Source organism: Arthrobacter sp. FW306-06-A, from assembly GCF_021870055.1.
Classification (GTDB): Bacteria; Actinomycetota; Actinomycetes; order Actinomycetales; family Micrococcaceae; genus Arthrobacter.
In genome coordinates this window covers 3044234-3057622 of record NZ_CP084552.1, presented here as the reverse complement: position 1 = coordinate 3057622, position 13389 = coordinate 3044234, and the positions used below count along the sequence as shown (strand labels likewise).

At 68.3% G+C, this 13389-nt stretch carries 12 protein-coding genes; 10 read left to right on the top strand and 2 right to left on the bottom strand.

Going from position 1 to position 13389, the window contains the following annotated elements; translation table 11 throughout:
• Nucleotides 1-12 precede the first annotated feature (12 nt).
• The gene (locus tag LFT49_RS14200) at nucleotides 13-678 is read right to left on the bottom strand and encodes a TetR/AcrR family transcriptional regulator (protein WP_236798967.1); all 666 of its coding nucleotides are present in this window, start codon (nucleotides 676-678) and stop codon (nucleotides 13-15) included.
• 84 nt (nucleotides 679-762) lie between these two features.
• On the opposite strand from LFT49_RS14200, the gene moeB reads away from it, so the two are divergent.
• Nucleotides 763-1962, top strand: a complete 1200-nt coding sequence (gene moeB / locus LFT49_RS14195) for a molybdopterin-synthase adenylyltransferase MoeB (protein WP_236798966.1) — start codon at nucleotides 763-765, stop codon at nucleotides 1960-1962.
• Nucleotides 1963-2045: 83 nt separating this feature from the next.
• Here moeB and LFT49_RS14190 read toward each other — a convergent pair whose 3' ends face one another.
• A complete protein-coding gene (locus LFT49_RS14190; RefSeq protein WP_237428552.1) occupies nucleotides 2046-3380 on the bottom strand; it encodes a glutamyl-tRNA reductase in 1335 nt (444 codons plus the stop codon).
• A 158-nt stretch (nucleotides 3381-3538) separates the two neighbouring features.
• Between LFT49_RS14190 and hemE the strand changes: the two genes are divergently transcribed.
• The 9 genes from hemE to LFT49_RS14145 all read left to right on the top strand — a co-directional run bounded on the left by hemE (nucleotide 3539) and on the right by LFT49_RS14145 (nucleotide 13387).
• Nucleotides 3539-4633, top strand: a complete 1095-nt coding sequence (gene hemE / locus LFT49_RS14185; RefSeq protein ID WP_237428551.1) for a uroporphyrinogen decarboxylase — start codon at nucleotides 3539-3541, stop codon at nucleotides 4631-4633.
• A 4-nt stretch (nucleotides 4634-4637) separates the two neighbouring features.
• Nucleotides 4638-6143, top strand: coding sequence for a protoporphyrinogen oxidase (gene hemG / locus LFT49_RS14180; RefSeq protein ID WP_237428550.1), 1506 nt, complete (start codon nucleotides 4638-4640; stop codon nucleotides 6141-6143).
• Between the two features lie 105 nt (nucleotides 6144-6248).
• Nucleotides 6249-7319, top strand: a complete 1071-nt coding sequence (locus LFT49_RS14175; RefSeq protein WP_237428549.1) for a hypothetical protein — start codon at nucleotides 6249-6251, stop codon at nucleotides 7317-7319.
• Between the two features lie 113 nt (nucleotides 7320-7432).
• The gene (gene hemQ, locus LFT49_RS14170; RefSeq protein WP_237428548.1) at nucleotides 7433-8134 is read left to right on the top strand and encodes a hydrogen peroxide-dependent heme synthase; all 702 of its coding nucleotides are present in this window, start codon (nucleotides 7433-7435) and stop codon (nucleotides 8132-8134) included.
• Nucleotides 8131-9372 carry a ferrochelatase gene (locus LFT49_RS14165; protein ID WP_237428547.1) on the top strand — a complete coding sequence of 414 codons (1242 nt, stop codon included), beginning with the start codon at nucleotides 8131-8133 and terminating at the stop codon, nucleotides 9370-9372. The genes hemQ and LFT49_RS14165 overlap by 4 nt, the downstream gene beginning before the upstream one ends.
• Nucleotides 9369-10367 carry a hydroxymethylbilane synthase gene (gene hemC / locus LFT49_RS14160; RefSeq protein WP_237428546.1) on the top strand — a complete coding sequence of 333 codons (999 nt, stop codon included), beginning with the start codon at nucleotides 9369-9371 and terminating at the stop codon, nucleotides 10365-10367. Before LFT49_RS14165 ends, hemC begins: the two co-directional genes overlap by 4 nt.
• 7 nt (nucleotides 10368-10374) lie before the next feature.
• Nucleotides 10375-11256, top strand: a complete 882-nt coding sequence (locus LFT49_RS14155) for a uroporphyrinogen-III synthase (protein ID WP_237428545.1) — start codon at nucleotides 10375-10377, stop codon at nucleotides 11254-11256.
• 59 nt (nucleotides 11257-11315) lie between these two features.
• Complete coding sequence (hemB, locus tag LFT49_RS14150) at nucleotides 11316-12299, top strand: porphobilinogen synthase (protein ID WP_236798958.1); 984 nt, start codon at nucleotides 11316-11318, stop codon at nucleotides 12297-12299.
• Nucleotides 12296-13387 carry an LLM class flavin-dependent oxidoreductase gene (locus tag LFT49_RS14145; protein WP_237428544.1) on the top strand — a complete coding sequence of 364 codons (1092 nt, stop codon included), beginning with the start codon at nucleotides 12296-12298 and terminating at the stop codon, nucleotides 13385-13387. The genes hemB and LFT49_RS14145 overlap by 4 nt, the downstream gene beginning before the upstream one ends.
• The last annotated feature ends 2 nt before the right edge of the window (nucleotides 13388-13389 follow it).

Sequence of the window (13389 nt, the reverse complement as noted above, 5' to 3'; positions counted from 1 at the left end):
CTTATTTGTAGTCTAGGACTCTTTGGGGAAGCGAGAGATTCCGCGCCAAGCTAAACGGTAGATGAGGTCGCTGGCCACATCGAGGTCCAGGTTGCCGTCGGTTTCCAGCCAGTACCGGGCACTGACCTGCGCCATTCCGGCCAGGCCGCGCCCCAGCAGTTCCGCCTCGAGATGGGGGAGCTTGGTGTCTTCCGCGATGACCCTTGCAATGGCGTCGGCGAAGGTGCGGTTGAAGGTTTCCAGCCGGGAGCTGACGTCGGGGTCGTTGATCAGGTCCGATTCGAAGACCAGCCGGTGGGCCTGGTCGTCGCTGGCGATGAAGTGGAAGTACGCACGCATGACGGCCTGGACGCGTTCGTCATTGTCCGTGGTGGAGTTCAGTGCCCCCAGCATCAGTTCGGTCAGGGACGCCAGGTGGCTTTCCAGCAGGGCGAGGTACAGGTCGCGCTTGGAAGGGAAGTGCTGGTACAGCACCGGTTTGCTCACATGGGCGGTTTCCGCGATCTCGTCCATGGCAGCGCCGTGGTAACCGTTGGCAACGAACACTTCCTGGGCCGCAGCAAGGAGCTGGGCACGGCGCTCATCCCGGGGCAGCCGGGCGGACCGTTGGCCTGCGGGGCGGGAGGGAGTTTGCGGTTCGGCTGCGGGCGGGCGGTCGGCCCGTGCTTCAGGGACCACAGTTATCCTTCTTTCCATTGCAGTTACCTTCACTTTACTGCGGGGTAATATGACCTGGCGGTATCCCGGGGCATACATTGAAGTATGGCTTCGTCTTTCACCGCAAATGTTTCAACTATTTCCCTCGATCCACTGGTGGAACCGGCTGCGGACCTGACTCCTGACGAGGTGGAACGGTATTCCCGGCACCTGATCATTCCCGAGATTGGTGCCCTGGGGCAGCGGAGGCTCAAGAACGCCAAGGTGCTGGTGATCGGCGCCGGCGGCCTGGGCGCCCCGGCACTGCTGTACCTTGCCGCAGCGGGTGTGGGCACCATTGGAATCATTGACGACGACGTGGTGGACCTGAGCAACCTGCAGCGCCAGGTGATCCATGGTGTGAGCGACGTCGGACGGCCCAAAATCGAATCGGCGCGGGATACCATTGCGGAGCTGAACCCGCTGGTGGACGTCCGGCTGCACAACGTGCGCCTGGACTCGTCCAACGCCCTAGGGCTGTTCAGCGGCTACGACCTCATCCTCGACGGTGCCGACAACTTCGCCACGCGCTACCTGGTCAATGACGCCGCCGCCATCCTGGGCAAGCCCTACGTGTGGGGTTCCATCTTCCGATTCGACGGCCAAGTCAGCGTCTTCTGGGAAAAGCACGGCCCCACGTACCGCGACCTGTATCCGGAGGCGCCGCCGGCGGGCTCCGTCCCTTCCTGCGGTGAGGGAGGTGTGTTCGGCATGCTGTGCGCTGCCGTGGGATCGCTGATGGTGACCGAAGCCGTAAAGCTGATTACCGGCGTCGGACGTTCCCTGCTTGGACGCGTGGCACTGTTCGACGCCTTGGGCGGCAGCTGGCGCGAGATCCGCGTGGCCAAGGACCCCGCCGCGGAACCCATCACCGAACTTACGGACTACGAGGCGTTCTGCGGCATTGCCCCGGCAGCGCAGGCCGATATCGAACACACCGTCACTGCCACCCAGTTGGCCACCATGCTGGCGTCCCGGAAGGCCGGGCTCAAAGACTTCGAGCTGGTGGACGTCCGGGAATCGGGAGAGTACGACATTGTCCGGATCGATGGTGCCAGGCTCATCCCGCAGGGACGCATCCTGGCCGGTGAGGCCTGGGACGAACTTCCGCAGGACCGGGACATCGTGTTCCACTGCAAGGCCGGGACCCGGTCCGCCAACGTGCTGGCGGCGGCACGGCAGGCCGGCTACCAGCGGGTCAGCCATCTCGACGGCGGGATCCTGGCCTGGGTGCGCGACGTGGAACCCGAAAAGCCCGTCTACTGACCGGCATGCTCTATCAGATATGGCTCCCAAACCGGTGGTTTGGGAGCCATATCTGATAGAGCAACTTGGGTCTTGAAGGGACCTCAGGCGGTTTCGCGGCCCTTGTGGTCCACCGGGCACTCGGCCTGGGCCAGTGCAGCGGAAGCGGCGGGGGAGGCGGCGGGCTGTTCGACCGTGATGCCGTACAGCGCCTCCAGCGCAGCCACGTAGTCGTCCTGCTGGCCGTTGGCGGCGAGTTCGCGGGCGCGGACCGTGGGAACGTGCAGCAACTGCTTGACCATGCGGCGGAGGGCGAACTCCACTTCTTCGGCGGCGGCGGTGCAGCCGTGCCGGGCCCGGACCTTTTCCATCTCCGCGTCCAGCACGTTCATCGTGTGGCGCCGAAGGGCAACGATGGCCGAGTCGACAGAGCGTGCTTCGCGTTCCTGCTCAAAGGCCTTGGCCGCACCTTTCACGATGCCGCTGGCCTGGGCGAGTGATTCCGCCTGTTCCTGCGGTGCCGCGAGCCGCACCGACTCAAGGGTGAGCAGTTCAACGCCCTCCAGCTCGCCGACGGCGGGGTCGAAGTCATGGGTGAGGGCCAGGTCGATGGCGATCAGGGGCTGCGCGGAGTCGGCGCGTACCTGGGCCAGGTCATCAGCCTCAACGCGGGTGTCCGAGCCGCTGCAGCCGATCATGACGTCGGCAGCAGCCACGGCGGGACGCAGGGAGTCCGCGTCCAGGGCCACGCCGCCGCGCGAGGCCACGAACCCTTCGGCCCGGCCGGATGAGGAGAAGACGGAGATGTCCGTGCAGCCGCGCTCGCGCAGCAGTGCCATGGTGGCGCCGGCGTAGGCGCCGGTCCCGAAGAGCACCACCTTCTTGGTGGACCAGTCGGGGCTTTCGGAAAGATCGGTGGCCAGGTCCAGCGCCACGGAGACGATGGAAAGCCCGCGGGAACCAAGGGCGGTCTGCGCGCCCACGTCCTTGGCGGTCTTCGAGGCCGCCTGGAACAGCCGGACCAGGCCGGCGCTGGCGGTGCCGTCGTGCTGGGCGTTGATCAGCGCCCGCCGCACCTGGCCGGCGATTTCACGTTCACCCACGACGGCGGAGTCCAGTCCCGCGCTGACGGCGAACAGGTGCTGGGTGACTTCCGGTCCGGTACGGGTGCTGAAGGACCGCGAAACGAGGGGTTCGGCCAGGCCGCTGGCCTCGCTGATCCGGGATACGAGGGCCGCCCGGGCCGCTTCGACGTCGTTGGGGTTGGGGGCTTCGCCGTAGATTTCGTAGCGGTTGCAGGTGGCAAGGACCACCGCCCCGGCCACGGCAGGGGATTCGGTCAGCGCGGATGCGGCAATCCCGGAGGAACCGTTGCTCAACTGAGCAACGGTTTCGAGATCGATGTCGGCGTGTGTAGCCACCAATGAGAAAAGAACCACAGCAGACCAATCATAGCTTTTTCGTTGTCCGGTAGAACAACCTCCGGAAAGGATAGTCGCCACACTCTGCAGTGATTCGCGCCACCTTGCCGAAGTGGGCCCGGACAGCGACAGGTTGTCGTTATCTTTTGCTGCTCTTTTTGGGCACAATCAAAAGCATGACTCCTAGCCCCGCCGTCTCAGCTGCCGGCGCCCTCGCCGCAGACCATCCATTGATGGACGGCCGCACCGCCGACTCCCCGCTGATCACGGCGTACCGCGGGGGCAAGCCGTCCCGCCGTCCCGTGTGGTTCATGCGCCAGGCTGGCCGGTCGCTGCCGGAATACCTGAAGGTACGCGAGGGCATCGCGATGCTGGACTCCTGCCTCCGCCCTGAACTGGCATCCGAGATCACGCTCCAGCCCGTGCGCCGCCACGACGTGGATGCCGGTATCTTCTTCTCCGACATCGTGATCCCGCTGAAGCTGGCCGGCGTCGGAGTGGACATCGTGCCCGGGGTGGGGCCCGTCCTGGAGAAGCCCGTGCGCACAGCGGCCGACGTTGCCGCCCTGCCGCAGCTCACCTGGGAAGCGCTGGAGCCCATCCGCGAAGCCGTCCGGCTCACGGTGGCGGAACTGGGCAAGACGCCCCTCATCGGCTTTGCCGGTGCACCGTTTACCCTGGCTGCCTACATGGTGGAGGGAAAGCCGTCCCGCGACCACCTTGGCCCCCGGACCATGATGCATGCGGATCCCGAGACCTGGGCCGCCCTCGCCAACTGGGCTGCTGACGCCTCCGGCATGTTCCTCCAGGCCCAGCTCGAGGCAGGTGCCTCGGCCGCCCAGCTCTTCGACTCCTGGGCGGGTTCGCTGGGACTGGCCGACTACACGAAATATGTTGCGCCGGCGTCGGCCCGTGCCCTGGACCATGTCCGCCACCTCGGCGCCCCGCTGATCCACTTCGGCACCGGCACCTCCGAGCTCCTCGTTGCAATGCGCGATGTCGGTGTGGACGTGGTGGGCGTTGACTACCGGCTGCCGCTCGATGAGGCAAACCGCCGCCTGGGCGGAACCGTCCCGCTGCAGGGAAACATCGACCCCGCGCTGCTGTCGGCCCCCTGGGAAATCCTCGGGGCCCACGTCCGCGAGGTCATAGCCGCGGGATCGGCAGCTCCTGGCCACGTCCTGAACCTCGGCCACGGGGTTCCCCCGGAAACGGACCCCGACGTCCTGACCCGGGTCGTGAAACTCATCCACTCCATCTCGCCGGAGTAAACCCATGGGCAGCTCGCCGGCCGCGGCCGGCACAGCGCTGGTGGTGGGCGGCGGGATCTCCGGGCTCCTGTCCGCCCGGGAACTTGCCGCGGCCGGTTATGAGGTGACCGTCCTTGAAGCGGGGACGGCGTGGGGCGGCTGCGTGGGCAGCCACATGGTTGCCGGGCTCACGCTGGACAGCGGCGCCGAGTCGTTCGCCACAAGGTCCGACGCCGTTGCCCGGCTCTGTGTAGAGCTCGGCCTGGGCGAAAAGATCGTTCCTCCGAGGCCAGGCGGTGCGTGGGTCCAGCTTCCGGACGGGCCCCGCGAACTGCCCAGGACAGGAGTCCTGGGCATCCCGGCGAACCCGTGGGATCCTGAGGTTCGCCGCACCCTGGGCATGCTTGGCTCGTTGCGCGCCTCCCTGGACCGCTTCCTGCCTGCCTCCGTAGGCGCCGGTGCGGGTGTTACCAGCGTGGCCGCCCTGGTCCGGGCCCGGATGGGTTCGCGGGTGCTGGAGCGGCTCGTCTCGCCGGTGGTGGGCGGCGTGCACTCGGCCGACCCCGGACTGCTCGACGTCGACATGGTGGCTCCGGGCCTGCGTGCAGGCCTGCGGAAACACGGTTCGCTCGCTGCCGCGGTGTTGGCGCAACGCCGCCGCGCCGGTGCTCCGGCCGCCCAGCAGGCACAGCAAGGACAGTCACCGCAGCCTGGTAAGCCGGCCAAGGCAGGTTCCGCCGTGGCCGGCCTCGAAGGCGGCATGCACACCCTGGTGGATGCCCTGGTATCGGATCTCCAGCGCCTGGGCGTGACGCTGCTGCCGGGCACTGCCGCCACGGCTGTCGCCCGCACCCGGGACGGCTGGCGCGTCGAAGTGGCCGGAACTTCCTATAGCGCCGCCCTGCTGGTCATGGCCGTGGACGGACCCGCCGCCGTCGAACTCCTGGAAGGTGCGGTTCCTGCCATCGCAGGGAAAAAGCCCGCCTCCGGGCCGGACGTCAAGCTCGTGACGCTGGTCCTGGATAAACCGGACCTGGACGCAAGGCCGCGTGGAACCGGAATCCTGGTGGCCCCGCAAACGCCTGGGATCCAGGCTAAGGCCCTGACGCATGCCACCGGCAAATGGGACTGGCTCGCTGCTGCCGCCGGTCCGGGGAGGCACGTGGTGCGCCTCTCCTACGGCCGGATGGACGGCGAACCTGCCCCGGCAGCGGCATCGCCATCCGAAACAACGGTGCAGCCGGGCGGCCCCGAAACTGATGATGAGCTTTTTGCGGCTTCCCTCCGGGACGCCTCCGGACTCCTCGGTGTCCGGATCGCGGAGGAGGACGTGCAGGGCTGGGACGTGGTCCGCTGGCGCGGAGCCCTGCCGTTCGCGGCCGTGGGCCACCGCGCGCGGGCAGCGGAAATCCGCAAGGCCTGCACAGCTGCCGGCGGGCTGGCCGTCGTTGGCGGCTGGGTGGCCGGGAACGGACTGGCTGCCGTGGTCGCCGACACACGTGAGCAAATCGGCCAACTGGCCGCCGCCTGAGCATCGCTGCTGGTCAACCGGCCACCCCGGGATTCCGGGGCCGTCCAGGGCACACCCTGCCGAGCCTTCCGGTTTTCAAACGGCCCACCATTCTGGTTAGGGTCGATGACTATGGTTTCAAACAGGTCCGAGCTTTCACTGTCCCGGACCGGTATCCATGGGGGACTTCGACGCGGCACCGCAGCAGCGGCCGTCGGAGCGGTACTGGTTCTTTCCGCCGGCGTCCAGGCAGCATTGGCTGACGATGCAGTTTCCACTCCCCAGGACCCGCCGGTGCAGGCGTCCCCGGTGGCAACTGCTGATGCGGGTGTCGCCCCACGCCAGGAGGCCATGACGGTTCAGCGCGGTTCAGAGGGGGATGGGAAGATGCCTGCCGCCGACGCCCAGCGTCCGACGGCTCCCGCCCTCCCCGCAGTGCCTGGGGCGTTGCGTCCAGCCGTGACGGCTTCCCTGTCCACCGCCATCCCCACGGCAACGGCTCGGGCCACAGCCGCCGCCTCCATGACGGCACTTCCCCTTCCCGACCTTCCGCTCCCGATCGTCTCAGGCACGCCGCTGGTTACGGGCGGGCAGGCCAGCGCGCCTACGGCCACATCTTCTCCGGCACCGTCTTCTCCAGTGCCTGCCTCGCCCGGATCGCCAACTGAGGCCGGGCCTTCCGCGGCCTCCGTGCCAGGCACTGCCCCTGCACCCGGCAGGTCGCCTGCATCCGGCACCGCCCCTGCCGTGGGCGCCCCGGTTGGAGCAGGCGCGCAGGCCCCAGCACCGGTTCCTCCATCGGGCGCATCGGGAACCGACCCACTGGCTGTGGGGCAGACCGGCGGGGCGCAGGCATCCGGGACTGGTACGGCGGGGGCGGCAGGAATGCCAGGGGCAGCCGCTTCCGGCATTGCGGGATCTACCGCAGCCGACGCGAGCCAAGCATCTTCGGATCCTGTGAGCGCATCGGCTCCGGTGCTGCCGACTGATCTCCCCACCACCCTGTCCATCAACGCCCGCCAGTCCCTGCCCACCCGTGCCCCGCAGGCTGCCGGTGAGCCCGCGGAGCCGGGCCGGGCCGTTTCATCCACCGGACCGCTGCCGGACGTGCCCGATGCCATGGTGTGGCTGGGGGCTGGACTGGTCGGCGTGGGGGCCGCGGCAGGGCTGGTATTCCTGCGCATGCGCCGCCTCTAGCAGTCCTCCTGGAGACTGCCTGCTGCACTGCCAAATGTGACTTTGCTCACTTCTACGTGTTGTAGAAGTCTTCGGTTTCGTCTTGGAGGCGGGGAGGGGGCAAACTTGTAACCATGAGCCACACTTCTGCCGAATCTGTCACTAAAACCGAAGAATCAGCCGAGCAGTTCTTTACCCTTTGGACGGTCTTCAAGCGGTCGGAATCAGTGGTCCGCAGCGCCGACGCCGCCGCCGACTTTGAAGCGCTGCTGGAGCGGCTCGCCGCTGCCGGCGTGACGCACCGGGGCAGCTACGACGTCTCAGCCATGCGCGCCGACGCCGACGTCATGGTGTGGCTCCACGGTTCCAAGCCGGAAGCGCTGCAGCAGGCCATCCGGGACATCCGCCGCAGCACCCTCTTTGCCGGCACCGAGATTGTCTGGTCCGCCATGGGCGTGCACCGCGAGGCCGAGTTCGCCAAGAACCACACCCCCGCCTACTCCCGGGGCGTAGCTCCCGCCGAGTGGCTCTGTGTCTACCCGTTCGTGCGCTCCTATGAGTGGTACATCCTGCCGGAGGCCGAGCGCGGCAAGATGCTCCGCGACCACGGCCTGCTGGGACGTGACTTCCCGCAGGTCATCTCCAACACCGTGTCTTCCTTCGCGTTGGGTGACTGGGAATGGATCCTGGGCCTGGAGGCGCCGGAGTTGGTGGACCTGGTGGACCTGATGCGCCACCTGCGTGCCACGGAGGCCCGCAACCACGTCCGTGAAGAAGTCCCGTTCTACACCGGACGTCGTGTCTCCGCCGACGAGGTTGCCGAGGTGCTGGCATGAGCCCCGAGCAGCAGGCAACATCGGTCAACCTGGTGACCGAGGCCGGCCGCATGGCGCCCAAGAATTACGACGCCGTCCTCCTCGCCTCCTTCGGCGGTCCGGAAGGGCAGGAGGACGTCATTCCGTTCCTCCGCAACGTCACCCGCGGCCGGGGGATTCCGGACGAGCGGCTTGAGGAAGTCTCGCACCACTACCGCGCCAACGGCGGAGTCAGCCCCATCAACCAGCAGAACCGCGAGCTCAAGGCAGCGCTGGAAGCCGAACTCGCTGCCCGCGGCATCGACCTGCCGGTCCTGTGGGGCAACCGCAACTGGGCGCCCTACATCCCGGAAACCCTGCAGGAAGCGTACGACGCCGGCCACCGCCGGGTGCTGATGCTCACCACCAGTGCCTACTCCTGCTACTCCAGCTGCCGCCAATACCGCGAGGACATCGGCATGGCGCTGACGGAGACCGGCCTGGACGGCCGCCTGGAAGTGGACAAGGTCCGCCAGTACTTCGACCACCCCGGCTTCGTGGAGCCGTTCGTGGAAGGCACCGCCGCCGGCCTGGCCGACGTCCGCGCCAAGCTCGCGGAAGCGGGTACGCCGGACGCCCCGATCCACGTCCTGTTCGCCACCCACTCCATCCCCACCCGGGACGCCGAGGCCGCGGGCCGGTCCGAGGGGGAGCCGCGCGGGTTCGAGGAAGGGTCCGCCTACGTGGCCCAGCACCTCGCCAACGCAGGCGCCGTCATGGACAAGGTCAAGGACGAATCCGGGCAGAGCGCACCGTGGTCCCTGGTGTACCAGTCACGTTCCGGTGCCCCGCACGTGCCGTGGCTGGAACCGGACATCAACGACGCCATCGAGGAGCTTGCCGGTCAGGGCGTCAAGGGCATCGTCATTGTTCCCCTCGGCTTCGTCAGCGACCACATGGAAGTTGTCTGGGATCTGGACACCGAGGCGATGGAAACCTGCGCCAACCTGGGCCTGGCCGCCACCCGCGTCCCCACGCCCGGGACGCACCGGAAATTCGTCGACGGCCTGGTGGACCTGATCTGTGAACGCACCGTTGCCAACAACATCGCCGACCGGCCCGCCGTCACGGACCTTGGCCCCTGGTACGACGTCTGCCGGCCGGGATGCTGCGCCAACTTCCGCGGCGAAAAGCCCACCATCGCAGGGGCAGACACCACCGTCGGCACCGGCCACGATCCGTACCCTGCCGACGCAGCCGGGAAAACGGCCCAGCTGTGACGGTCCGGATCGGAACCCGCGCCAGCAAGCTGGCGCTCACCCAGACCCAGCAGACCGCAGACCAGCTGGCCGCCGTCGGAGGTTTCCCGGTGGAACTGGTGCACGTCCGCACCGACGGCGACGTCCTCACGGGGTCGCTGTCCCAGATGGGCGGCACGGGCGTGTTTGTTGCTGCCCTGCGCGACGCGCTGCTGCGCGATGAGTGCGACGTGGCCGTTCACTCGCTCAAGGACCTGCCCACCGGGGCAGCGGTAGGGTTGGCTCTCGCCGCCACCCCGCGCCGGGTGGATGTCCGCGACGTCCTGTGCGCCCGCGACGGGTTCAAGCTCGCAGACCTGCCGGCCGGTGCCCGCGTCGGCACAGGTTCGCCCCGCCGCGCAGCCCAGTTGCGCGCCGCCCGTGCGGACCTGGACATCGTGGATATCCGCGGCAACGTCGATACCCGCCTGGGCCGTGTCCCCGGGTTGCCCGGCAACTCCACTGACCAGGTGGTGCCCGGCAAGTCCTGCGACCTGGATGCTGTGGTCCTCGCCGCGGCCGGCCTGGAGCGGATCGGCAGGCTGGACGCCGTCACTGAGTACCTCGAAACCGACGTCATGCTGCCCGCCGCCGGCCAGGGATCCCTGGCCATCGAGTGCCGCACGGCCGACGCCCCGCCAAAGCCGGGATCAAGCGAGGGCTCCCGGGCCGTCCTGGCCCAGGCCCTGGCCGCGCTGGATGACCCCGACACCCGCCTCGCCGTCACCGCCGAACGCGCGCTGCTGGCCCGGCTCGAGGCAGGGTGTGCAGCCCCCGTCGGCGCCTACGCCTACCGGAAGGGCAGCATGCTGCATCTGGAGGCCGTGGTGTGCGCCGTCGACGGAACGGACATGGTGCGGGACAGGCGCGCCACGGACGGGCTGACAGAAGTCGGTGCCACCCTGCTGGGAATCGAACTGGCCGAAGCCCTCCTCGCCGCCGGAGCCGCCGACATCGCAGACCTGCAGGCGTCCTGACCTGGCAATGACGCAGCCTTCCAGCAGATCCGGACAGAACCACCCGAACGGCGGCAAGCTGCCCGGCGGAGTCCGGGTCCTGGTCACGCGCAGCCCCGAACGCTCCGCAGACCTGGTCGCGGCACTGCAGGAAGCCGGTGCCTCGCCGGTTCTGCTTCCGCTCATCGACTTCGAACGGGCCCCGGACCAGCACGCGCTGGATGTCGCCTGCGACGCCCTGGCAGCGGGTGCCTTCGACTGGCTGGTGGTCAGCAGTGCCACCACCGTGCACGTCCTGATGGAAAAGGCGGCCGAACGTGGCCTGCGCATGGACCAGATGGTTTCTTCCGGTACGCAGGTCGCCGCCATCGGTCCGGCAACACGCCGCCTGCTGGACTCGGGCGGAGTTCAGGTAACCCTCACGCCGGACGCCGAGCAGTCTGCTGCCGGCCTGCTTGCTGTGTGGCCCGGCGGCGGCACAGTGTTCCTGCCCCAGGCGGACATTGCCGCACCCACCCTGGCGGAAGGCCTGACAGCGGCGGGCAGTGCCGTTGAGGCGGTAACCGCCTACCGCACCGTTGACTACCCGGCGGCAGCGGAGCGAAGGCTCGGCGTGCATCCGGAGGACGGCGACGCCGGCCCGCAACCGCCGTCGTACTCCCTCCTGACGCCTGAAGCCGCCACGGCAGAGATCGCGGCCGGAAAGATCGCCGCCGTGATCGCGGCCTCCCCGAGCGCCGTCCGGCGGATCGCTGCGCTGGGGCCGCTGGCGGCTTGCAGGCTGGTGGCCATAGGACGCTCGACGGCGGACCAGGCCGCCGCCCTGGGCCTGGACGTGGCGGCGGTGGCGGCTGAGCCGACGCCGGACGGGCTGGTGGCGGCCGTGGCCAAAGCACTCAACCCGCCCTGACCGGGACCGGCACGTTTACCTCCAAAAAGGCTTCACAACCAATGCGAAGGACAGGATCCATGACTTTCCCCAACCAACGCCCCCGCCGCCTGCGCACTACCCCCGCGATGCGCCGGCTGACCGCCGAAACCCGCCTTGCACCGGCCGAACTCATCCTTCCGGCCTTCATTCGGGAAGGCCTCACCGAACCCAACCCCATCACGTCGATGCCCGGGGTGGTCCAGCACACCACCGACACCCTGAAGCGCGCCGCGGCGGAAGCCGTTGAGCTCGGCCTCGGCGGCATCATGCTCTTCGGTATCCCGGAAACCCGCGACCCGGAAGGCTCGGCTGCGCTGGACCCGGACGGGGTGCTGAACAAGGCCATCCGGGACGTCCGTGCCGAGGTGGGCGACGACCTGGTGATCATGAGCGACGTGTGCCTGGACGAATTCACCGACCACGGCCACTGCGGAGTGCTCGACGCCGACGGGTACGTCGACAATGACCGCACCGTGGAGATCTACGCCCGGATGGCCGTTGCACAAGCGGAGGCCGGGGCGCACATGCTTGGCCCTTCGGGCATGATGGACGGCCAGATCGCCGCGATCCGCTCGGCCCTGGACGAGGCCGGCCACGTCAACACCTCCCTCATCGCCTACGCCGCAAAGTACGCCTCGGCGTTTTACGGTCCCTTCCGCGAAGCCGTGGACTCCCAGCTCAAGGGCGACCGGCGGACCTACCAGATGGACGCCGGCAACCGCACCGAAGCCCTGCGCGAGGTCGAACTCGACCTCGCTGAAGGTGCGGACATCATCATGGTCAAGCCGGCCATGAGCTACCTGGACATCGTGGCGGATGTGGCCGCGATGAGCCCCGTGCCCGTGTCCGCGTACCAGATCTCCGGTGAGTACGCGATGATCGAAGCCGCCGCCGCCAACGGCTGGATCGACCGCCGGGCCGCCATCACCGAATCCGTGCTGGGCATCCGGCGCGCGGGCGCCCACACCGTCCTCACCTACTGGGCAGCCGAACTGGCCGGCTGGCTCAAGGAATCCCGATGACGGACGGGCCTGCTGCTGGGCGCACCGCACCGGGACCCACCGCACCGGTGGGGGAGGAGCGGATCCTCCTGGGCCTGAACACCTTTGGCGACGTTGGCGAAAATCCCGACGGCAGTCCTCAAAGGCACGCTGAGGTCCTGCGCCAGCTGCTGGAGCAGGCGGAACTGGCCGACGCCGTCGGGCTTCATGCATTTGGCGTGGGGGAGCACCACCGCAAGGACTACGCTGTGTCCGCGCCGGAGGTCTTCCTGGCTGCCGCTGCGGCGCGGACGTCCCGCATCCGGCTGGGCTCCGCCGTAACGGTCCTGAGTTCCGACGATCCCATCCGGGTTTTCCAACGGTTCGCCATGGTGGACGCCATCTCCAACGGCCGCGCCGAAGTGATGCTGGGCCGCGGATCGTTCGTGGAGTCCTTTCCGCTGTTCGGGCTGGACCTGGCGGACTACGAGGTCCTGTTCGAGGAGAAACTCGAGCTGTTCGACAAAGTGCGGGCGCAAAAGCCCGTGCACTGGGAAGGCCGCACCCGGCCCGCACTCGCCGGCCTGAGCGTCTACCCGCCGCTGGAGCACCACCTGCTCCCAACGTGGATCGGGGTGGGCGGAACGCCCGAATCCGTGCTCCGCTGTGCCCAGTACGGCTACCCGATCATCTTCGCCATCATTGGCGGCCAGCCGCGGGCCTTCAAGCCCCTGGCGGATCTCTACCGCGAGGCGATGGTCAAGTACGGGCACCCGATGCAGCAGATTGCCACCCACTCGCCGGGGCATGTGGCCGAAACCGACGAACAGGCCCGGGAAGAGCTGTTCCCGCACTGGCTGAAGCTGCGCAACAAGCTGGGAGCCGAGCGCGGTTGGGGGCCGGCGGGGCGGGGCGAGTTCGACGCCCTCTGCTCCACGGAAGGTGCCCTCTACGTTGGATCGCCGGAAACGGTGGCCCAAAAGATCGTCCGGCTCAAACGGAACCTCGGCGTGGACCGCTTCGACCTCAAGTACAGCAATGGGCCGCTTCCGCACGCGGCCATGATGCGCTCCATCGAACTGATGGGTACCGCGGTGGCGCCGCGGGCGGCGGAGCTGCTCGCCGGCTGACC

Excerpts from the sequence above, each read along its gene's own strand:
- hemB (WP_236798958.1), top strand. The coding sequence starts at position 11,316 with ATGACTTTCCCCAACCAACGCCCCCGCCGCCTGCGCACTACCCCCGCG.
- hemQ (WP_237428548.1), top strand. The coding sequence starts at position 7,433 with ATGAGCCACACTTCTGCCGAATCTGTCACTAAAACCGAAGAATCAGCC.
- hemG (WP_237428550.1), top strand. The coding sequence starts at position 4,638 with ATGGGCAGCTCGCCGGCCGCGGCCGGCACAGCGCTGGTGGTGGGCGGC.
- LFT49_RS14145 (WP_237428544.1), top strand. The coding sequence starts at position 12,296 with ATGACGGACGGGCCTGCTGCTGGGCGCACCGCACCGGGACCCACCGCA.
- moeB (WP_236798966.1), top strand. The coding sequence starts at position 763 with ATGGCTTCGTCTTTCACCGCAAATGTTTCAACTATTTCCCTCGATCCA.
- LFT49_RS14165 (WP_237428547.1), top strand. The coding sequence starts at position 8,131 with ATGAGCCCCGAGCAGCAGGCAACATCGGTCAACCTGGTGACCGAGGCC.
- LFT49_RS14155 (WP_237428545.1), top strand. The coding sequence starts at position 10,375 with ATGACGCAGCCTTCCAGCAGATCCGGACAGAACCACCCGAACGGCGGC.
- LFT49_RS14175 (WP_237428549.1), top strand. The coding sequence starts at position 6,249 with ATGACTATGGTTTCAAACAGGTCCGAGCTTTCACTGTCCCGGACCGGT.
- hemE (WP_237428551.1), top strand. The coding sequence starts at position 3,539 with ATGACTCCTAGCCCCGCCGTCTCAGCTGCCGGCGCCCTCGCCGCAGAC.